The following is a 21,201-nucleotide window of genomic DNA, read 5'->3' as shown; positions in this document are numbered from 1 at the left end:
ATGTCTATCAGACATTCTTGCATCGAACTGAAGTATTCAGTAATTAATTTTGACTACCTGAGTGAACCATAAAAATAGATAGATAGTGAATAATTAAATACTTACTTCTTACTACTAACCTCATGGTAAATCTTTTTATGAAGGAACGTAACAAAATGTTCATTTAAATGAGAAAACACTAATTTCAAGAGTTTTCTATGAGGGAATGTTAAGCAAATTTTAAATATTGTTAAGCAATTCCCACAAGTGAGTCAAAATACCATTATCATCTTGGTTAATGTAGTAGTTAAAGTATTTTGTCGAGAGAGGAGTACCTCATGACAGTAAGCCCTCAGAAAGAGGCGAAAGCTAAAGTTATTGTAGATAAGAATCCAGTTCCTACCTCTTTTGAAAAATGGGGTAAGCCCGGACACTTCGATCGAACTTTAGCTAGAGGACCCAAAACCACCACTTGGATTTGGAATCTTCACGCCGATGCCCACGATTTCGATAGTCAAACCAGTGATTTAGAAGATATTTCTCGTAAAATCTTCAGCGCTCACTTCGGTCATTTAGCAGTAGTATTTGTTTGGTTGAGTGGAATGTATTTCCACGGAGCTAAGTTTTCCAACTACTCCGCATGGTTAGCAGACCCCTTAAACATTAAACCAAGCGCCCAAGTTGTTTGGCCCATCGTTGGTCAAGACATCCTTAACGCCGACGTAGGCGGTGGTTTCCACGGTATTCAAATCACATCCGGTTTCTTCCAATTATGGAGAGCCTCTGGAATCACCAACGAGTATCAACTTTACTGTACTGCCATCGGTGGTTTAGTAATGGCTGGATTAATGCTCTTTGCTGGTTGGTTTCACTATCATAAAGCCGCTCCCAAATTGGAATGGTTCCAAAATGTGGAATCCATGATGAACCACCATTTAGCAGGTTTACTCGGTTTAGGCTCTTTAGGATGGGCAGGACACCAAATCCATGTATCTTTACCTATTAATAAGTTATTAGATGCTGGTGTCGCTCCTGCGGATATTCCTTTACCCCATGAGTTTATTCTCGATCCTAGCAAAATGGCTGAGTTATATCCCAGCTTTGCTCAAGGTTTAACACCATTCTTTACCTTAAATTGGGGTGCATACTCTGATTTCTTAACCTTCAAAGGTGGTTTAAATCCCGTTACTGGTGGATTATGGTTGTCTGATACCGCTCACCATCACTTGGCGATCGCCGTATTATTCATCATCGCTGGTCATATGTACCGCACCAACTGGGGAATCGGTCACAGCATGAAAGAAATCTTAGAAGGTCACAAAGGCCCCTTCACTGGAGAAGGTCATAAAGGACTCTATGAAATCTTAACCACATCATGGCACGCACAATTATCAATCAACCTTGCTTTATTAGGTTCTTTGACCATCATTGTTGCTCAACATATGTACGCAATGCCTCCTTATCCCTACTTGGCAACCGACTATGGTACTCAGTTATCATTGTTCACTCACCATATGTGGATCGGTGCATTCTTTATCGTAGGTGCTGGCGCTCACGCTTCTATCTTCATGGTTCGTGACTATGATCCTGCTAAGAACGTTAATAACCTCTTAGACAGAGTACTCCGTCACCGTGACGCAATTATTTCTCACCTCAACTGGGTATGTATCTGGTTAGGCTTCCACAGCTTCGGGTTGTACATTCATAATGACACCATGAGAGCTTTAGGTCGTCCTCAAGATATGTTCTCTGACTCTGCAATCCAATTACAGCCTGTGTTCGCTCAATGGATTCAAGGTCTTCACACAGCAGCTGCAGGTGCTACCGCTCCTTTTGCTGGTGCTGGTGTTAGCCCTGTATTCGGCGGAGACATTGTTGCTGTAGGTGGCAAAGTAGCGATGATGCCTATGACTTTAGGTACTGCCGATTTCATGGTTCACCATATCCATGCTTTCACCATTCACGTTACCGTTTTAATTCTTCTTAAAGGTGTGCTTTATGCCCGTAGCTCCAGACTTGTCCCCGACAAAGCTGAGTTAGGCTTCCGCTTCCCTTGTGATGGACCCGGTCGTGGTGGTACTTGTCAAGTATCTGGTTGGGATCATGTCTTCTTAGGCTTATTCTGGATGTATAACTCCATCTCTGTGGTAATCTTCCACTTCAGTTGGAAAATGCAATCCGATATTTGGGGAACTGTATTACCTGATGGTAGTGTTTCTCACATCACCGGTGGTAATTTCGCCCAAAGCGCCATTACTATCAACGGCTGGTTAAGAGACTTCTTATGGGCGCAAGCCGCTAACGTAATTAACTCTTACGGTTCAGCTTTATCTGCCTATGGCATCATGTTCTTAGCAGGTCACTTTATCTTCGCTTTTAGCTTAATGTTCCTTTTCAGTGGACGTGGTTACTGGCAAGAGTTAATTGAGTCCATTGTTTGGGCACATAATAAACTCAAATTAGCCCCCGCTATCCAACCTCGCGCTTTGAGCATCGTTCAAGGTCGTGCAGTGGGTGTAGCTCACTATCTCTTAGGCGGTATCGTGACTACATGGGCATTCTTCCTCTGTCGAATGTTGTCGGTAGGCTAGAAATGTAAACTTTCACTAACAAGTGGGAGCTAATTCGGCAAAATAAGTTATAAAATAACCAATAAAGCCGTTTTCAAAAAAAACGAAGGGTTGATAGAAAAGTTTAAATACTTGACTATTAACTTCTTAAAAAACAAGTTTAAATCACTTGCCCAAGGAGTAAACATTAATCTTTTTGGGCAAGAGCAAAAAAACAAAATAGAGCAGCGTTTTTGAATCGTTGACCTTCATTGTGTAACAGGAGAATTCCTTTAAAAAGCTATGGCAACTAAATTTCCTAAATTTAGCCAAGATTTAGCCCAAGATCCAACTACACGCCGGATATGGTACGGAATTGCTACCGCTCATGACTTTGAAACTCATGATGGTATGACCGAGGAGAATCTCTACCAAAAGATTTTTGCTTCTCACTTTGGTCATTTAGCAATCATCTTCTTATGGACTTCCGGAACCGTATTCCATGTAGCTTGGCAAGGCAATTTTGAGCAGTGGATCAAAGATCCTTTAAACGTCCGTCCCATCGCCCATGCAATTTGGGATCCTCATTTCGGTCAAGGTGCGATCGATGCTTTCACTCAAGCTGGAGCATCTAGTCCCGTAAACGTGGCATATTCTGGTGTTTACCACTGGTTCTATACCATCGGGATGACCAACAATCAAGACTTATACACTGGCGCAGTTTTCCTTTTAATTCTGTCTGCTTTATTCTTGTTTGCTGGTTGGTTACACTTACAACCTAAGTTTCGTCCTAGCCTTTCTTGGTTCAAAAATGCTGAATCTCGTTTAAATCACCATTTAGGCGGTTTATTCGGTGTTAGTTCTTTAGCATGGGCTGGTCACTTAGTACACGTTGCTATTCCTGAATCTCGTGGTGTTCACGTTGGTTGGGATAACTTCTTAAGTGTTAAACCTCACCCCGCTGGACTCGCTCCTTTCTTTACTGGTAACTGGGGAGTTTATGCTGAAAACCCTGATACAGCTAGTCAAGTATTCGGAACTTCCGATGGTGCAGGAACTGCGATCTTAACCTTCTTAGGTGGTTTCCATCCTCAAACCGAATCCTTATGGTTGACTGACATTGCTCATCACCACTTGGCGATCGCTGTTATCTTCATTATTGCAGGTCATATGTACCGCACTAACTGGGGAATCGGTCACAGTATGAAGGACATCTTAAATGCTCACAAGCCTCCTTCTGGAAAATTGGGTGCAGGACACAAAGGACTTTATGACACTGTTAATAACTCTCTACACTTCCAGTTAGGTTTAGCCCTAGCTTCTTTAGGAGTTATTACTTCCTTAGTTGCCCAACATATGTACTCGTTACCTTCCTATGTGTTCATTGCTAAAGACTACACCACCCAAGCGGCTCTTTACACTCATCACCAGTACATTGCTGGTTTCTTGATGGTAGGTGCTTTCGCCCACGGTGCGATCTTCTTTGTCCGTGATTACGATCCTGAAGCTAACAAAGATAACGTTTTAGCTCGTATGTTAGAGCATAAGGAAGCGATTATTTCTCACTTGAGCTGGGTATCTTTATTCTTAGGTTTCCACACTTTAGGACTTTATGTTCACAATGACGTTGTGGTTGCTTTTGGTACTCCTGAGAAACAAATCTTAATCGAACCTGTATTTGCTCAGTTTGTCCAAGCGGCTTCTGGTAAAGCTCTCTACGGTTTTGATACTTTGTTATCTAATCCTGATAGTATTGCCTATACTGCTTATCCTAACTACGGTAATGTTTGGTTACCCGGTTGGTTAGAAGCTATTAATAGTGGTACTAATTCTTTATTCCTCAACATCGGACCTGGTGATTTCTTAGTTCACCATGCCATCGCATTAGGATTACACACCACCACCTTAATTCTTGTTAAAGGTGCTTTAGATGCTCGTGGTTCTAAATTAATGCCCGATAAAAAAGATTTCGGTTTCTCCTTCCCTTGTGATGGACCCGGTCGTGGCGGTACTTGTGACATCTCTGCATGGGATTCCTTCTACCTCGCTATGTTCTGGATGCTCAACACTTTAGGTTGGTTAACCTTCTACTGGCATTGGAAACACCTCGGTATCTGGACTGGTAACGTTGCTCAGTTCAACGAAAACTCTACCTATTTAATGGGTTGGTTCAGAGATTATTTATGGGCAAACTCTGCTCAGTTAATCAACGGTTATAATCCTTACGGTGTAAATAACCTCTCCGTCTGGGCTTGGATGTTCTTATTCGGACACCTTGTTTGGGCAACCGGTTTCATGTTCTTAATTTCTTGGCGTGGATACTGGCAAGAGTTAATCGAAACCATCGTTTGGGCTCACGAGCGCACTCCTTTAGCGAACTTAGTTCGTTGGAAAGACAAGCCCGTTGCTCTTTCGATCGTTCAAGCTCGTTTGGTTGGTTTAGCTCACTTCACTGTTGGCTATATCCTCACCTACGCAGCCTTCTTAATTGCTTCTACTGCTGGTAAGTTCGGTTAAATACCAACCCCTAAGTATTAAGTAATTAATCATAAGCCCTCTACCTTCTTGGTGGGGGGTTTATTTTTTTGTTAAAATCATTTTAGTTAATTCAAAATAAAAAACAAAAAATAAACGTAACATTAAAAGAAAAATATTTAACAGATCAAGAGGCGAATAAAATAGCGGTAGTCTTAGATAAAATTTCTCCTGACTATCTTTCAAATATAATTTCAGCGATTATGACATTAAAAAATAATCCTTGAAATCTCAATACCCTTAAAATGAAGAATGTTCAAGGTATCCTTTGAAGGTCGGTAATTATTGAGTTTTATATGATATTACCTGAGTTCGACATAAAATCATCGGTTAAGATAAGGTGTCAGGTATCAGGTGTTAGGTATCAGGTAAAGATAAGGTAAAAAAGTTGAACAAAAATTGATTTTATCCAAATGAAATTAAGTAATTAATTGATCTAAACAAAGAAATTGTTAACCTGCCACCTGCCACCTGCCACCTGAAACCGATTAACCTCAAGAATTCTCTTATCGAACTGAGGTGATATTGATGATCTTAATCAACAAGTTATTCTTCGTCAAGTTGCTCATCGAAAAGACGTTTATCGTAGTTTATAATTATTAGGCATTGCCATATTTAATAGAATAAGGGTTAAAACCCTCACTACGAACAAATAAAATTTTTTTGGAGGAAGTCTAATCGTTAAACAACATTAAGGAAAAAAATTGGCTCAAAAAATGACAAGTGGTCAAAGTTCGTTGTATGATGATTAGATAGAAAAGAAAAATTTTAAGAGAAAAAACATGATTAAGAAACTAGGTTTATTATTATCCTCCTTATTATTAGCTGTTACCATGATTGCGGTTAATCCAGTTCATGCCGACACCGTAGAAGTAAAAATGGGTGCAGATAGCGGAATGTTAGCTTTTCAACCTGCAAAAGTAACGATCAAAGCTGGTGATACCGTAAAATGGGTAAACAATAAACTCGCTCCTCATAATGTAGTTTTTGATAGTTCTGCAAAAAATGGTGAGAAATTAAGCCACAAAGGATTAGTATTTTCCGCTGGAGAATCCTTTGAAGCGACTTTTGCTGAACCCGGAGAATATACCTACTATTGTGAACCTCATCGTGGAGCAGGTATGGTAGGAACTATCACCGTAGAATAGGAATGAAAAATTAGGAATCATGAATTAGGAATCATAAATTATTTAATTTATCTCTCTTATTAAATTTTGAATACTCATAATGAGTAACTATTCAAAAGCAATTAATTGTTGATTGCTCATAAGATGAGTTATGATAGAGAATGTTGTGTTTATATTTAACTTAGTATATAAGTATAGTTTAAATGGCTAAAAAATCAATGATTGCACGGGAAACAAAACGTGCCAAGTTAGTAGCTAAATATGCCAAAAAAAGAGCAGACTTAAAAGAACAAATTAATGCTGCTAGTGATCCTTTAGAAAAATTTGAGTTACAACGCAAATTCCAAAGATTGCCCTTAAATAGTTCTCCTTACCGTCAACGTAACCGTTGTTGGGTGACGGGAAGACCAAGAGGTTTCTATCGTGATTTTGGTTTATCTCGTAATGTTCTCAGAGAATGGGCGCATGAAGGTTTATTACCCGGTGTAGTTAAATCTAGTTGGTAATGCTCTTTTAAAAGGGTTAAAATCCTCACTCAAAAACAGATTAAGAAACAAGAGGAAGGGTGACAATAAAGTTACTCCCCTCATTAATTTGACTTTCAACTTTAATTTTCCCTTGATGACTCTCTACAATAGCAAGGGCGATGGCTAATCCTAAACCTGTACTATAATTATTATTGTCTCCTTTAGTACGAGCAAAATCTCCTCGATAAAATCGATCGAACAAATGGGGTAATATCTTTTCCTCAATACCAATACCATTATCTTTTACCTCAATTTGGCAATAATTTTTATGATTTTTTTTGATGGTTTTTAAAGTAACTTTAATACTTAAATTTTGGTAATTATTTTCATTGATACTATGTAAAATACTATTACTAATTAAATTAGTAAATAAACGATTAATTTCGTTCCAATCTCCATTAATATTAAATAAATTTTCGTCTATATTATTATCCTCAATATCAAAAGATAAGTAAATATTTTTCTCTTTAGCAATAATTTTTTGTTCTTCTACTACTTCTAAAAGTAAAGCATCTAAAGGAATAGTTTGAAAATTGGGTTTAATAATACCGCCATCATTTCTCGCTAAAAATAATAAATCATTGACTAAATTACTGAGTTTTTCTGTGAGTCTTTCTAAAATTTTTAACTGTTTTTGTTGGGCATTAATATCAATTTCAGGATAGGATAAAAGGCTTTGAATATTGGTTTTGATAGTGGCGATCGGATTCCTTAATTCATGGGAAGCATCCGCCGTAAATTGTTTTAAACTTTGATAAGATTCAATGACAGGTTGAATAGCAATTCCCGATAAAAACCAACCAATTCCAGCTACAGAAATAATCATTAAAAAAATAGCTAAACTTAAATCAATAATTAGTTGTTGAATGGGTTTTACCACATCAAATAAAGGATGACTTACTCTTAAATAACCTAAAACATAACGACCAATTTCTACTCTTTTGGTAATTTGTCTTAATAAATAATCATCAGAAATACGAATAGTTTTTCCCCCTGAATTAAAAGACAAGGGAATAGGTAAAGGTGACTCTAAAGTTTGCCACAATAACTCACCATTGGGACTAAACCATTCTAAATCAATGTGATCATCTTCCACTTGATTAGTGGTGCTTGGATGTTGATAAAAACTGCCTTCTAAATTTACTTGATATGTGCCTTCTTCTTTACTGACTCTTTCGATAATTAAAGATGGTTCAACAATTTCCACAACGTGTTTTAAGGTGTCGTCAATTCGATCGAGCAGAGTAGTGTAAACATAACTATAAATACCAAGAGCAAAAATAATCAATAATATAGCGGTTATACTGGTGTACCAAATAGCCAGACGACGACGGGTAGCTTGAAAAATAATTGTATTTGAGGACATTTTAATATTGATGAACGTAGGAGATAGTAGTAATAATTGTTTTAAACATTAGGCTTCTCCAAAAAAATAAATTTTGGACTACTCAAACCACTGTAGAGATGTAAAATTTTACGTCTCTACTGAAATTATTAGTCCTTACTCCTTACTCCTTACTCCTTACTTATTACTTACCTACATCAGAATACTATGAAACAATCCCTATTTAGATGCGTCTGAGTTTAAACCGCTATAATTTAGCTAACAATTTTTTGATATTGGGTATTAAGAATAATTAATGTATAGATTTATTAGTAAAGATTTTTGGCAAAAATTAATCGCTATTCCTTTGAGTCTTATTTCTGTAACTCCCGTTATGGCAAGTGTCCCCCGTAATGTCGAGCGAACCGAAGAATGTGAGATATTAGTAGTAGGAGCAGGATTAGCAGGGGCAGCCACTGCCTATGAAGCCTTGTTAATGGGGAAAACTGTTTGTTTAACGGATATTACTGATTGGGTGGGAGGACAAATTTCTTCTCAGGGAACTTCTGCGTTAGATGAACGTAGTACTCAAAGAAAAGAGTTATTTTTTCCTAGTGGTTATTTGGAGTTGAGAAGTAATCTGGAAAAATTCTATGGTCGATCGAATCCGGGGGAGTGTTGGGTAAGTGATTCTTGTTTTTTACCTAAAGATGCCCATACAGTCTTACAAAAACAGTTACAAGAAGCTGCCAAAAAAGGTAAAGGTACTTTAAAATGGTTTCCCAATACCGTGATTAAAGATTTAAAAATTGAAACTGTGGCGAATGCGGGAACAGGACAACAGATTATCGAGGCGATCGCCATTCAACATCAACCGCAACCGAATACTCCTCCCCTCAACACCGAACCTTTATCTCAAGTCATTGAGGATGCCTACACATATCAGGATTCGGCTAGATTTAAGAAAAATATTATTAGGTTTACTCCTCCTCAAAAACCGAGAAAAGAAGGTAAAGCAAATTGGTTTGTCATCGAAGCCACAGAAACAGGGGAATTAATCGGCTTAACCGATGTACCCCATCGCCTTGGAATTGATCCTCGATCGGAATTAGAACCATCATCATCGAGTACTACACAAGACCCCTATTGCACTCAAGGATTTACTTATACCTTTGCTATGGAGCAAACCGCCGAACCACAACCGCAACCCGAACCCCCTTTTTATAAACAGTATGAGCCTTATTATAGCTATGAATTACCCAGATTAGCCGATTTTGACCTTGTTTATACCTACAGACGTATTTGGAAAGCAGAGCCTAGTGAGATGGTGACATTTCAAGGTATTAGCTTTACAAAACCTACCCCCGGCGATATTTCCATGCAAAACTGGACATGGGGAAATGATTATCGCCCAGGTACATCAAAAGACAATTTAATTTATACCAAAGAACAATTACAACAGACAGGACAATTTAACCCTGGCGGGTGGATGGGGGGATTACGCACAGAAACCCTCCGAAAAGGAGAAGAAAACGCCCTAGGTTTTTACCATTGGTTAGTAGCAGGTACAACGGATTCTCAATTAGGGGATGGTGTCAAAAAACCAAATCCCAATCAGATATTGTTGAAGGGTTTAGACTCTCCTATGGGTACAGTTCACGGTTTATCGAAGTATCCTTATATGAGGGAAGGAAGAAGAATCATTGGCAGACCAAATTATGCTCATCCTAACGGTTTTATGGTCAATGAAATTGATATTTCTCGCCGTAACTATCGAGATGACTATTACCGTCAAACTCTTACCCCTGATCAATATCGCCGTTTACAAGCCTTATTGTCTGGTTTAGAAGGATTTTCCGTGTTAAGTGGTCAAATTGATCCTGATGAAGTTAAAAATCGCACTCGATCGACCATTTACCCCGATGCAGTTGGTATTGGACACTATGCCATCGACTTTCACCCCTGTATGACAGAGTATCCCCACGAAAAACCGGGTAATACCGAGCGAAAAGGAGAAAGACGAGGACAAGGACAGGCTTATCCCTTCCAAATTCCCTTATCTGCCATGATTCCCCAAAAAATTGACAATATGCTCGTAGCAGGAAAAAGTATCGCCACCAGTCATATTGCCGCCGCCGCTTATCGAGTCCATTCCTTCGAGTGGTCATCGGGTGCAGCGGCAGGTATTACAGCATCTATGGCTTTACAAAAAGGTATTTTACCCTATGAATTTACAGAAGGTTTTGCATTCCGCAACAAAAATCTACAGGAATTAAAAATCACCTTAGAAAAAAGAGGTAATCCCACTCAATTCCCTAATACTTCTATCTTTAATTCAGATTGGGACGATTGGAGGTAAATATTTGTTTGTAGTAAGGGTTTTAACCCTTATTTCCTAAATTTATCGAGAAAGCTAATAGACATCGATCGAATAGATTTTTTATTAGTTCGTAGTAAGGGTTTTAACCCTATTAAGATCGGTTTCTTCAAGAGAAGGCTAAAGCCATCACTACGAACTTATTTTATTTTTTTCATAATCTTTTCATAATCTTTTCATTTTTTGTTATAATAACTTTAGTCTCTCCCAAGGTTAAATCAAAAAATGAGTAATTTAGGTTGTCTGAAGGTTGAAAATTTGACGGTAAGCTATCGGAATGTTGAGGCGTTAAGAAATCTCTCTTTTCAAGTTTTTCCTCAACGAGTCACGGGAATTATTGGACCTAATGGAGCGGGAAAAAGTACTATGATTAAAGCTATGTTAGGCTTGATCCCTTATCAGTTTGGCTCAATTCTTTTAGATAGTCAACCTCTTGTCAAACAAAAACAAAGAGTTGCTTATGTACCACAACGATCGCAAATAGATTGGACATATCCCGCAACGGTGTGGGATGTGGTGATGATGGGAAGGGTGAAAAAAACGGGATGGTTTAAACCTTTTTCGAGGATGAGTCGAGAAATGGCAAAAACTGCTTTAGAAAAAGTAGAAATGTATGATTATTGCGATCGACCGATCGGACAACTTTCAGGCGGACAACAACAAAGAGTATTTTTAGCTCGATCGTTAGCGCAATCTGCTGATATATTTTTCTTTGATGAACCTTTTGTGGGAGTTGATCAAAAAACAGAAGCAATCATCTTTAATATTTTCCAAGAATTAGCCGATGAAGGTAAAATAATTCTCGTGGTAAATCATGATTTAGGAGAATCAATTAATAACTTTGATGACTTAATTTTATTAAATAAAACTCTTATTGCCATAGGAGAAAGAAAGGCAGTTTTACAACAAGAAAATTTGTATAATGCCTATAATGGTAAAGTCTCTTTTTACAATCAAAATAGTCGATTATCTGCTTAAAAAAATGGTGATTATTTTCTCACGCAAAGACGCAAAGACGCAAAGATTTATTTAGTTATTAATTCATAATAAATGCTTAATTTTTTACTTGAACCTCTACAGTACGCTTTTATGCAACGATCGTTAATTGTTGCCATAATTGTTGGTATAATTTGTGCGGTAGTGGGTAGTTATTTGATGGTGCAAAGATTAGCATTATTAGGGGATGCCATTAGTCATTCTGTCTTACCCGGATTAGCCGTTGCTTTTATCTTAGAAATTAACATCTTTATCGGTGCATTTGTCGCCGGATTAATTAGTACTGTGTGCATCAATATTATTAGAAATAACTCTAAAATAAAAGAAGATGCCGCTATGGGTATTGTTTTTTCGGCTTTTTTTGCCCTAGGAATTACCTTAATTACTGTAGTTCAAAAAGAGAATAAAATAGACTTAAATCATTTCCTTTTTGGCAACATATTAGGGGTAAGTTTTACGGAAGTTAGAGATACCATAATTATCGCTATTTTTGTGCTATTAATTGTCTTTTTATTTTACAAAGAATTACTATTTTATACCTTTGATAAATTAGGAGCTGAATCTGTGGGTTTACCCGTAAAATGGTTAGATACGGGGTTAATGATTTTAATCGGTTTAACGATTATTGCTAGTTTAAAAGCCGTAGGCGTAATTTTGGTTTTATCTTTATTAATTACTCCTCCTTCTACTGCTTATTTATTGGTCGATCGACTTCATCTAGTAATGTTAATAGGGGTACTAATTGGGATTATTTCCAGTATTAGTGGAATGTATTTAAGTTACTATTTTAACCTTCCTTCTGGTCCTGCGATCGTTTTAGTTGCTACAGTATTATTTATTTTAAGTTTTTTATTTAGTCCCAGTCAAGGATTAATTACCCACTATTTTCGCCTTAAATTCACCTCAAAAAAACCAAGTTAGAATTACTCAGTAAATCAAAAAACTATAAAAATCAAGGGTAAAAAAAATAAGGGTTGAATATTGTTCAATCCTTACAAGAAAAATGACAAATTATAGCTATTTTTGTCTTATTATGATATGGAGCTGAGCAGAGTCGAACTGCTGTCCAAACCAGTTATTTACTTATCGTTCGTTCACAGGTTTAGTCTTTCTAGTCCTAAGACGGGAACTATCACTTATCCCTGATAGTAGGATTTTCTAGTATATTCTTAACTATGAGTCGGACTAGAAGCCTTCCCAGAGGGCATCCGTTGAGGGTTGCCTATAATGTTTAACGGAGTCACACTATAAGCGCTCGAACCAGTTTTTAGGTCTTAGGCAGCAACAGGTGCAGCTTTACGAGCAAAAGGAACGATGTTGTTCGCAGTTACTATTTTTTTGAGTCCAGTATTTCCGAGAGAAGACTCACTCTCGACCTGCATCACGGGTCAGCTTTCACCAGCCTGTCGAAACCGTTACAGCCCCTTGTGCATTCTTCCATCATAACCTATTTCGATCGAACTTGACAACCCCTTAGAGGATTAGGGAATTAGGGAATTAGGCGTTAATCAATCAACCACCGTGTAATGAATTACACGGCTATTATGTTCTCGTTCAATAAATTGAACTCAAAATTTTTGAAAACGCTTTAATTCTCCATTCTCCATTCTCCATTCTCCATTCTCCATTCTCCATTCTCCATTCTCCATTCTCCATTCTCCATTCTCCATTCTCCATTCTCCATTCTCCATTGTTAATTAATTCCATTCGTCTTTTAACTTATTGTTATCTCCCCAATCATCACCGTCATCAAAATAAACATCGTTGCTGTATTCCATTTCTTCCATTTCTTCCCCTTGAAAATTATTATCTAAAGTGTCTTTAATCGGCTCAATGACACGGGTTATAGCATCCTGCACAAAACCTTTAATAAATTCATCCTTACGACTTAGTTTAAATTGTCTTTGCACTACTTCTGTTATACCACCGTCTCCCCAATCTTGATCATGACTGAAATACTCTACAAAACTTTTTCCTGCAATTCTGGTTAAATAAGCTGCACTAATTCCTTGAATCACTTTACCCACAACATAAGTTGCTGCTGTAAATTGTAAGGCTTTTGCCACAAGCTCGATCGCACCTTTTACCACCCCTAAGCTAACAAGAGTTTTACCTAAAGATAAAGCCAAATCTCTCCCTGTCTCACTATTTAAGTCACATCCGTAAACCTGTCCAATTTCTACCACCATTTGTGCATTTACCGCCGCCGTTGCCAACATATCCACCACAGGAAGGGGGGTACAAGCAATGACTCCAGCGCCAATCCATTGATAACGCACAATGATTTTATCCGCTTCTCGACTCCTCTGCTGACTAATCAATTTTCGGGCTTCTTCCCCTAATCGTTGGGATTGCAACAGAATATTATCTGCTAATAAATCATCGCCTTCCGCACGGCAAATACTTGCTAAACGTTTAATTACCGCTATTATGTCAATGTCTGGTTGTATCATTTCATCTTCGGAAAACTGCACTGGTTGAGGATTAGCACAGGCTTTTAAGACATCCACAGGGGCAATGAAATTTTTTACCCTCTCTTGAAGGTTGGTAATAATTATTTCTTGATCTTCTTCTGAATATAAATCTATTTTATTAAATATGAGGATCGATCGTTTGCCAATACTGGCTAAAGCCTCCAAAGGGGTAAACTCCGAAGCGCGTAAATCATTATCACAGACAAATAACAACAAATCCGCTTCTGTAGCTAATTGTCGCGCTAATTGTTCCCTAATTTCTCCGGGGGCGCCCACTTCTAAAATACCGGGGGTATCGGTAATCAATATCTCTCGATTAGCTTGGGGTAATTTTAGACTATAAGTCACACCTTCTGTTGTTGTTCCCATACTTGCATTGACATCACCAACCATCTCACCAATTAAGGCATTAACGAGGGAAGTTTTACCAGCGCTTCCCGTGCCAAAAACCGCTACTTTGAGGATACCAGTAGTTAAATTAGCCTCAATTTGTTGAGATTTAGCCAGTAATGCTTTTTGGGTAACTTCATCTTGAATTTGGGCAACTTGTTTTTTTACTGCTTGGATGGTTTTGGAGGCAATTTGATTTTTTTCGGCGGGTAAAGTCGGTAAATTTTTACGGCGTTTTCCTCTTGTGCCACTTTGGCGATTGGGTAAAACCCCTAAATAGTAGATAAAGATAGCAATAAAGCAAATAAGTAAGACAATGAGAATAAATACCAGAAAATTGGCTAAAAATGGGCTAGTCCATGCAATTTCACTGTAAAGACGGGATAAGGCACTAATTAACCACAGCATTAACCCGAAGATGAAACTTAAACCAACAACAATAGTAATTATCCGAGATAAAGGCATAGTTTATATATTTAATGCGATCGTACCTTATAAACTAAATTTACAATACAATCTTGAGAACTATAGTTTAACCTCATGTATTTAATTAGTGAATCGATCGAGTAATTCTAATAGCAGTTTTGAGGATAGTTAGGATTAAAATGTTTGTTAGGAGTAACAGCCATTACTCCTAATCAGATATTCCATAAGATTAAAAGGATTTTACCATGAGTACAGTCACAGATAACGATCTAAAAGAGTTAAAGGATTTAATTAAAATCGATAAATTATTAAAAAAAAACGACTGTTTGATTAATTATGAATTCTTGAATCATTGCTAGGATAAACAATATTTTCCAAAGTTCGATCGAAACTTTCTTTGTTTTGTTAAGTATTAAAATAAGAAATAACGTTGTGCCATAGGCAATATATTCGCAGGTTCGCAGGTTAAAAGTTGTCCATCGGCTCGTACTTCATAGGTTTCTGCATCGACTTCCATAAAAGGTGCATAATCATTTAACTTCATATCAGCTTTACTCAAATTACGGGTATTTTTAACGGCAATAGTGGGTTTTCTTAAGCCTAATTTACCTTTAATATCTAACTCCAAAGAAGCCTGAGAAACAAAGGTTAAACTGGTAGTTGTGATCGAACCTCCAAAACTCCCGAACATTGGTTGAGAGTGCCTTGGTTGAGGGGTAGGAATACTAGCGTTAGCGTCTCCCATTTGGGCATAGGCAATCATTCCTCCCTTAATTACTAATTCTGGTTTAACCCCAAAAAAGGCAGGTTTCCACAACACTAAATCCGCTAATTTACCTTGTTCGATCGAACCCACATGATCAGCGATACCATGGGTTATAGCAGGGTTAATGGTATATTTGGCAATGTAGCGTTTTGCCCGAAAATTATCGTTGGTAGTATTAAAATCAATCTCTCCCTTATTGAAGGGGGAGGGGGGGATCAAATGTCCTCTTTGTACCTTCATTTTGTGGGCAGTTTGCCAAGTACGAATAATAGTTTCTCCTACCCTTCCCATAGCTTGGGAATCAGAAGCAATCATACTAAAAGCGCCTAAATCGTGCAAAATATCTTCGGCGGCGATGGTTTCACGGCGAATGCGTGACTCAGCAAAAGCCACATCTTCGGGAATACCTCGATCGAGATGATGACACACCATCAACATATCTAAGTGTTCTTCTAAGGTATTCATAGTATAAGGGCGAGTGGGATTTGTCGAGGAGGGTAAAACATTCATTTGCCCACATACCTTAATAATATCTGGTGCGTGTCCACCTCCAGCCCCTTCCGTATGATAGGTATGAATAACCCTGTTTTTAAAAGCATTGATGGTGTCTTCCACAAAACCCGCTTCGTTAAGGGTGTCAGTGTGAATGGCTACTTGCACATCATATTTATCAGCAATAGTTAAACAAGTGTCGATACTCCAAGGGGTTGTACCCCAATCCTCATGGAGTTTTAACCCCATAGCACCTGCCTTGACTTGCTCAATTAACCCCTCTGGTTGGCTACTGTTACCCTTACCTAAAAAGCCCAAATTCATGGCAAAAGCGTCAGCAGATTCTAACATTCGATAGAGATGCCACTCTCCGGGGGTGCAAGTTGTGGCATTTGTGCCTGTAGCTGGTCCTGTACCACCACCAATCATAGTTGTAATTCCAGAAGCAAGGGCGGTTTCGATTTGTTGAGGGCAGATAAAATGGATATGGGTATCAATGCCTCCAGCGGTTAAAATCATCCCCTCTCCTGCGATAACTTCTGTTACTGCACCGATGATAATATCCACATTAGGTTGAATTTGCGGGTTTCCTGCTTTGCCAATTTTGAAAATTTTGCCGTCTTTAATGCCCACATCGGCTTTAACAATACCCCACCAATCGAGAATTAAAGCGTTAGTAATCACCGTATCCACTGCACCATCTGCCCTTGAAATGCCTGATTGCCCCATACCATCTCGAATTACTTTACCACCACCAAATTTTACTTCATCGCCGTAAACGGTGTAATCTCTCTCTACTTCAATAATTAATTCTGTGTCTGCTAGTCTAATTCGATCGCCCTTTGTCACTCCATAGGTTTCAGCATAGGCTCGTCTATCCATAAAATAACTCATAATCATTCACCCCATATCAATTATTTTTAGCTTATAGCATTTTAAGTTCGATCGAGATAGAATATACAAAAAATCAGAAATTATTACCTAATCCTACCTCAGTGAACCATAAAGAAAATGATGAAAACTAGACAGGTAGACAAGTGGACAAGTGGACAGGTAGAAAAATTCCCAATATTTGTGGGTTTTAAAAATAATTTTATTGACTCAAAAAAACACAATCCTCCTGTCTGCCTGTCTGCCTGTCTTCCAAGTCAGTCCTCACCTATTTTTATATCGAACTCAGGTAATCCTCCAATCCCCTAATCCTCCAATCCCCTAATCCTCCAATCCCCTAATCCCTCAGATGTGTAATAATAGGGTTTTGTTTATTCCCAAAAAACGGCATCTTGGCATTGAATATGGTTATTAATACTTCTTCTTTTAGACGCTATACCCCCCCTACTTGTACTTTAGAAATTTATCATCCTCATTTTTGGGGTAATTGGGGTGCAAAAAATTTCCCCCCTCAGTTTAGCTTTCAACTTCATTTTGATGATCCTAGATTACCAAAAAGTGAAAAAAGTATTATATTGGGCGATCGAAATTTATTGGAAAAATTGAGAGAAAAAATTAACGAATATATTAGTAAATATTTAGAATCTGATAGTTTAGAAGGGGAATCTTTAACTTGTGCCTTGCCGTTGGATAATCAAGAAGAATTTATCTCTATCAGTAGAGATTCTGCCTATCGTCATCGCTTGTTTTATCAATGCTTTTTCCCCAAAGAAGAAATCTTAGAAGTAATTTTAACCAATACTCAATTATTTGATTTTGTTAACGCTCTTTCGGCTTATCATCGTGATGCTACAAAACCGATTTTCGATAACGGTGAATCCATGTCTAGTCACATCGGATTAAGTATTACCATTACCGCCTTAGCTTTTGCTTTGGGAGGTGCAATTTGGTGGCGTTATGAAAGACAGATGGCGGATACTATTCCAGTTGATCGAACTACAGAAGTTATTCCTTCTAATGTAGAAGATGTTATTCCACCTATTCCCCTTGATGCTAATACCCTACCTTCGATCGTAGCGCCTGAAGTACCAGAAAATCTCAAAAATAGAGAGCCTCTTTTGCCTCCTCCTTCTACCATTACTCAACCTCCCCAACCAGAAAATACTAATATTGCTAACAACAGTATCGAAAATTCTAATAATAATTTAGCACCTTCCCCCCAAGCTAATTTAATTATTGTACCTCCTCCTCCTGCACCAGCAATTTCTAACCTGCCTTCTCCTCCTCCCATAGACACCACAACCCCTAATATTATCTCCTTACAACCATCTCCTTCGGCGATTACTCCTTCTTTTCAACCAACTCAACCTTTAACTCCTCCTTCTCCTCCCCAATATCCCACCCGTCTTTCTACTTTACCCACTTTACAATCTAATAGCTCAGAGGTAGCTACAACAGCAACACGCCCTAAGCCGTCTAATAACTTAGCACCAGCTATCAACAGTTTAAATAGTATTTCCCCTAATGTTATCGAAAATAGTCCTCAATTTTCCCAGCAAATCAGTCGTTTAGATTCGTCTTTAAATGACAAAAAATCGGCGGGAATAGTATCTAGTGATGTCAAACAATATTTTCAGGGTAAATGGCAACCCCCCGAAAATCTTCGACAAAGCATTGAATATCGCTTAAAATTTAATCAAAACGGTTCTCTAGCTAAGGTTACGCCTGTGGGACAAGTGGCGATCGTGTTTCTCGATCGAACAGGAATACCATTATTAGGAGAAAAAATTACCTCGTCTTTTTCAGATCAAGAACAAGTAACGGTACGATTAATTTTAAGTCCTAATGGTAATGTGCAAACTTTTCACGAAGCAAAATAGCTTAAACCTAATACCTAATACCTGACACCTGACACCTCCCCTTCACCAAAAGACTATGAGGCAAACCCTAATTAGAGCGCTCCAGCGGCGGTTCGATCGAATACACTATCACTTAAATGGCTAGTAATATTCATCGCCTGACAAATGGGCATACCATCCAAGCCTTGAGGATAATCAATAACCGTTACTGCTCCATTACCTTGTTTAATATTCCAAAAATTAGCAGGTTTTAAACCTAATAAATAACAGATAATTACCTTATTAATAGCATCATGGGCAGTAACTAAACCAGTCTTCATTTTGCCTTCTTCTAGGTTTTCTTTAATGATTTCATGCCAAGAATTGACTGCCCTTGCCCAAACTTGATCTAAATTTTCCCCCTCAGGCATCTGCACTGTTTCAGGTTTTTCTTTCCATTCATTTAACAAACCCGGATATTCTGCCTCAATTTCTTTTTCTAATTTCCCTTCCCATAAACCGTGAGATATTTCTTCTAAATCTTTTTTCGTAGTAAGACTAATATTTGGATGATTTTGTAAAATAATTTCGGCGGTTTCTTTCGGGCGTAATAATGGACTTGTTACAGCAAAATCGATCGTTATATCCTTGAGAAAATCGGCGGCTTTTTGTGCCTGTTGTCTGCCGTTATCATTGAGGGGAATATCTTTAACTCCTTGAAATCTCGACATTCTATTCCATTCAGTTTCCCCATGACGTACTAACAATAATCTTAAACCTTGTTTTTGTTCGGGGCGAAAATCTGGTAAAGGCATCCCTAAATGAGATGTTTGATTTAAGGATTCTAACTGTACAGCATCGCCAAAATTGCCAGTAAAATTAAGGACATTAATACAGCAATTAGACTGTTGAATCGTGTGATAATAACTAGCTGACATTCCCAAGGCAGTTAAAATTAAACAACGGTTAATACCATTATGGGCAGTAATTAAAATAGTTTGGTTATCATGGCGAGGGATGATTTCTTGCCAAAATTCCTGCGCCTGACGGTATAAATCCAACACGGGGTAAAAGTCTTCCCCTTCTACTGTCATCTTTAACTCATGGGGTTTTTCTTTCCAAAGACGATATTCTTCGGGATATTCTCTTTTAACGTCTTCTTTTTTCCATTTTTCCCAGATAGGAAGATTGATTTCTCTTAATTTTTCGGCAATGATCAGATTAGGATTATGATCATTTAATTCTTGAATAATTTGTGCAGTTTTATGTGCTCTTTGAAGGGGACTACAATATAATCCGTCAAATTCGATCGTTTTCAGGGCATTTCCGAGGGCATTGGCTTGTTTTTCGCCTTTTTCCGTAATCACAGACTCATTACAACGTCCTTGAATCATTTTTTGCGCATTGTAGCTACTTTGACCATGACGAACTATAATTACACGGGTAGTCATTAGAATATAAAATTAGTATAAGTGTTAAATACAAAGATTAGTTTATAACATTTCTACCAAATAAATTTTCTCAAGGATTCAAATTCTTCAACCTACTATAGCAATCCTAAATCAGTTGTAAAATTTTCGTCTCCTAACCCCCAAAGTTGGGGGAATTAAAGGGGGATTATCCACCAGTCATTTGATTACTTAGGCACCACCAAAAACGATGATATTGGCATTCCCAAAGGCTAAACCACGTCGCAACTGAGCAATGTCGATCGAACTACCTGCACCATTACCATCGGCATCAAAGGATAAGTTCTTAGGCAAAATTAATTAGCCGATTTGTGCTATTAGCTTTGTCAATTTATTGCAAAGCGGTTGATGATAAAATTCCTGTGATTTAAGGTAGATTCGATCACTAAAAGTGGAGTGATCGAGGTTTTGGGAGGTTTGATCGATGTTATATAATAAACGTAAAGTTCGCACTGCGCAGCAGATCACTGCGTTATCGAGATAAAAGGAGTAAGATTTTATGAGTATTTCAGCAGGAGAGTTAAAAAAGAAAGGTATTTCGGTTATTAAAACAAAACTGGAAAAAACGAGTCAGGAAACAATCACGGTAAAAGGACAAGATACTTTTGTGGTTATGAATATGGAATATTATAATTATTTGCGTGAATGTGAATTGGAAATAGCACTACAACAAGCAAAAAGTGAGTATGAGCAAGGTAATTTTGTGAAAGAAAGTGTAGAAAAACATATTGAGCGTATAACTAATGAATTATAATTTGATTTATACAAAAAGCTATAACAATAGAGCAAAAAAATTTATCAAAAAACATACCTGAATTAGTTAAACAATATGAAAAAACCTTAAAATTACTGGAATTAAATCCTCATCATCCGTCATTGAGATTACATAGATTAAAAGGCAAACTTCAAGATTTGTATTCAGTATCAATTAATATTTCTTACAGGATTTGTCTTCATTTAATCATTACGGAAAAAGAAATTATTTTGGTTGATATTGGCTCTCATAATGAAGTTTATTAGAATATGAAAATATAATATTAT

16 protein-coding genes and 1 other RNA gene are annotated in these 21,201 nt (G+C 37.7%); 10 read left to right on the top strand and 7 right to left on the bottom strand.

The genetic code is table 11. The features are described 5' to 3' along the window. Positions 1-317 precede the first annotated feature (317 nt). The 4 genes from psaA to rpsN all read left to right on the top strand — a co-directional run bounded on the left by psaA (position 318) and on the right by rpsN (position 6,696). Entirely contained in the window at positions 318-2,570 is a 2,253-nt protein-coding gene (psaA, locus tag SYN6308_RS10110; protein WP_017294322.1) for a photosystem I core protein PsaA, read from the top strand. Between the two features lie 261 nt (positions 2,571-2,831). Next, on the top strand, positions 2,832-5,045 hold the full coding sequence (gene psaB, locus SYN6308_RS10105; RefSeq protein ID WP_017294321.1) for a photosystem I core protein PsaB: 2,214 nt from the start codon (positions 2,832-2,834) through the stop codon (positions 5,043-5,045). Positions 5,046-5,845: 800 nt separating this feature from the next. Next, positions 5,846-6,211: a plastocyanin gene (petE, locus tag SYN6308_RS10100; protein ID WP_017294320.1), complete on the top strand. Its 366-nt coding sequence runs from the start codon at positions 5,846-5,848 to the stop codon at positions 6,209-6,211. 182 nt (positions 6,212-6,393) lie between these two features. After that, positions 6,394-6,696: a 30S ribosomal protein S14 gene (gene rpsN, locus SYN6308_RS10095; RefSeq protein WP_026102014.1), complete on the top strand. Its 303-nt coding sequence runs from the start codon at positions 6,394-6,396 to the stop codon at positions 6,694-6,696. Positions 6,697-6,736: 40 nt separating this feature from the next. Here rpsN and SYN6308_RS10090 read toward each other — a convergent pair whose 3' ends face one another. After that, the gene (locus SYN6308_RS10090) at positions 6,737-8,065 is read right to left on the bottom strand and encodes a sensor histidine kinase (protein WP_026102013.1); all 1,329 of its coding nucleotides are present in this window, start codon (positions 8,063-8,065) and stop codon (positions 6,737-6,739) included. A gap of 292 nt (positions 8,066-8,357) precedes the next feature. Between SYN6308_RS10090 and SYN6308_RS10085 the strand changes: the two genes are divergently transcribed. The 3 genes from SYN6308_RS10085 (at position 8,358) to SYN6308_RS10075 (ending at position 12,335) form a co-directional block, all read left to right on the top strand. Continuing rightward, entirely contained in the window at positions 8,358-10,400 is a 2,043-nt protein-coding gene (locus SYN6308_RS10085) for an FAD-dependent oxidoreductase (RefSeq protein WP_017294317.1), read from the top strand. Between the two features lie 243 nt (positions 10,401-10,643). Then, complete coding sequence (locus SYN6308_RS10080) at positions 10,644-11,396, top strand: metal ABC transporter ATP-binding protein (RefSeq protein WP_017294316.1); 753 nt, start codon at positions 10,644-10,646, stop codon at positions 11,394-11,396. Between the two features lie 72 nt (positions 11,397-11,468). Further along, positions 11,469-12,335: a metal ABC transporter permease gene (locus tag SYN6308_RS10075; RefSeq protein ID WP_017294315.1), complete on the top strand. Its 867-nt coding sequence runs from the start codon at positions 11,469-11,471 to the stop codon at positions 12,333-12,335. Between the two features lie 115 nt (positions 12,336-12,450). Here SYN6308_RS10075 and ssrA read toward each other — a convergent pair. The 4 genes from ssrA to ureC form a co-directional block, all read right to left on the bottom strand. After that, positions 12,451-12,839, bottom strand: a transfer-messenger RNA (tmRNA) gene (gene ssrA, locus SYN6308_RS23880). A 143-nt stretch (positions 12,840-12,982) separates the two neighbouring features. Next, positions 12,983-13,105 (bottom strand): hypothetical protein, encoded by a 123-nt coding sequence (locus SYN6308_RS25765; RefSeq protein ID WP_272943051.1) that lies wholly within the window; start codon positions 13,103-13,105, stop codon positions 12,983-12,985. A gap of 6 nt (positions 13,106-13,111) precedes the next feature. Next, positions 13,112-14,743: a YcjF family protein gene (locus tag SYN6308_RS10060; protein WP_017294312.1), complete on the bottom strand. Its 1,632-nt coding sequence runs from the start codon at positions 14,741-14,743 to the stop codon at positions 13,112-13,114. 373 nt (positions 14,744-15,116) lie between these two features. Next, on the bottom strand, positions 15,117-16,856 hold the full coding sequence (gene ureC, locus SYN6308_RS10050) for an urease subunit alpha (RefSeq protein WP_017294310.1): 1,740 nt from the start codon (positions 16,854-16,856) through the stop codon (positions 15,117-15,119). A gap of 401 nt (positions 16,857-17,257) precedes the next feature. Between ureC and SYN6308_RS10045 the strand changes: the two genes are divergently transcribed. Then, on the top strand, positions 17,258-18,733 hold the full coding sequence (locus tag SYN6308_RS10045) for a DUF4335 domain-containing protein (protein WP_017294309.1): 1,476 nt from the start codon (positions 17,258-17,260) through the stop codon (positions 18,731-18,733). Positions 18,734-18,804: 71 nt separating this feature from the next. On the opposite strand, the gene SYN6308_RS10040 is transcribed toward SYN6308_RS10045, so the two are convergent. After that, on the bottom strand, positions 18,805-20,142 hold the full coding sequence (locus SYN6308_RS10040; protein WP_026102012.1) for a histidine phosphatase family protein: 1,338 nt from the start codon (positions 20,140-20,142) through the stop codon (positions 18,805-18,807). Positions 20,143-20,331: 189 nt separating this feature from the next. Next, positions 20,332-20,454: a hypothetical protein gene (locus tag SYN6308_RS25760; protein WP_017294307.1), complete on the bottom strand. Its 123-nt coding sequence runs from the start codon at positions 20,452-20,454 to the stop codon at positions 20,332-20,334. A 205-nt stretch (positions 20,455-20,659) separates the two neighbouring features. Between SYN6308_RS25760 and SYN6308_RS10030 the strand changes: the two genes are divergently transcribed. Both SYN6308_RS10030 and SYN6308_RS25510 read left to right on the top strand, forming a co-directional pair. Then, on the top strand, positions 20,660-20,914 hold the full coding sequence (locus SYN6308_RS10030) for a hypothetical protein (RefSeq protein ID WP_017294306.1): 255 nt from the start codon (positions 20,660-20,662) through the stop codon (positions 20,912-20,914). A gap of 8 nt (positions 20,915-20,922) precedes the next feature. Continuing rightward, positions 20,923-21,180 (top strand): type II toxin-antitoxin system RelE/ParE family toxin, encoded by a 258-nt coding sequence (locus SYN6308_RS25510; protein WP_306301638.1) that lies wholly within the window; start codon positions 20,923-20,925, stop codon positions 21,178-21,180. Positions 21,181-21,201: the final 21 nt, after the last annotated feature.

The organism is Geminocystis herdmanii PCC 6308 (genome assembly GCF_000332235.1).
Classification (GTDB): domain Bacteria; phylum Cyanobacteriota; class Cyanobacteriia; order Cyanobacteriales; family Cyanobacteriaceae; genus Geminocystis; species Geminocystis herdmanii.
This window is presented reverse-complemented; position numbering and strand designations above follow the sequence as displayed.

Coding starts and splice junctions, on each gene's coding strand:
- psaA (WP_017294322.1), top strand. CDS start 318: ATGACAGTAAGCCCTCAGAAAGAGGCGAAAGCTAAAGTTATTGTAGAT.
- psaB (WP_017294321.1), top strand. CDS start 2,832: ATGGCAACTAAATTTCCTAAATTTAGCCAAGATTTAGCCCAAGATCCA.
- petE (WP_017294320.1), top strand. CDS start 5,846: ATGATTAAGAAACTAGGTTTATTATTATCCTCCTTATTATTAGCTGTT.
- rpsN (WP_026102014.1), top strand. CDS start 6,394: ATGGCTAAAAAATCAATGATTGCACGGGAAACAAAACGTGCCAAGTTA.
- SYN6308_RS10085 (WP_017294317.1), top strand. CDS start 8,358: ATGTATAGATTTATTAGTAAAGATTTTTGGCAAAAATTAATCGCTATT.
- SYN6308_RS10080 (WP_017294316.1), top strand. CDS start 10,644: ATGAGTAATTTAGGTTGTCTGAAGGTTGAAAATTTGACGGTAAGCTAT.
- SYN6308_RS10075 (WP_017294315.1), top strand. CDS start 11,469: ATGCTTAATTTTTTACTTGAACCTCTACAGTACGCTTTTATGCAACGA.
- SYN6308_RS25765 (WP_272943051.1), bottom strand. CDS start 13,105: ATGGAGAATGGAGAATGGAGAATGGAGAATGGAGAATGGAGAATGGAG.
- SYN6308_RS10060 (WP_017294312.1), bottom strand. CDS start 14,743: ATGCCTTTATCTCGGATAATTACTATTGTTGTTGGTTTAAGTTTCATC.
- ureC (WP_017294310.1), bottom strand. CDS start 16,856: ATGAGTTATTTTATGGATAGACGAGCCTATGCTGAAACCTATGGAGTG.
- SYN6308_RS10045 (WP_017294309.1), top strand. CDS start 17,258: ATGGTTATTAATACTTCTTCTTTTAGACGCTATACCCCCCCTACTTGT.
- SYN6308_RS10040 (WP_026102012.1), bottom strand. CDS start 20,142: ATGACTACCCGTGTAATTATAGTTCGTCATGGTCAAAGTAGCTACAAT.
- SYN6308_RS10030 (WP_017294306.1), top strand. CDS start 20,660: ATGAGTATTTCAGCAGGAGAGTTAAAAAAGAAAGGTATTTCGGTTATT.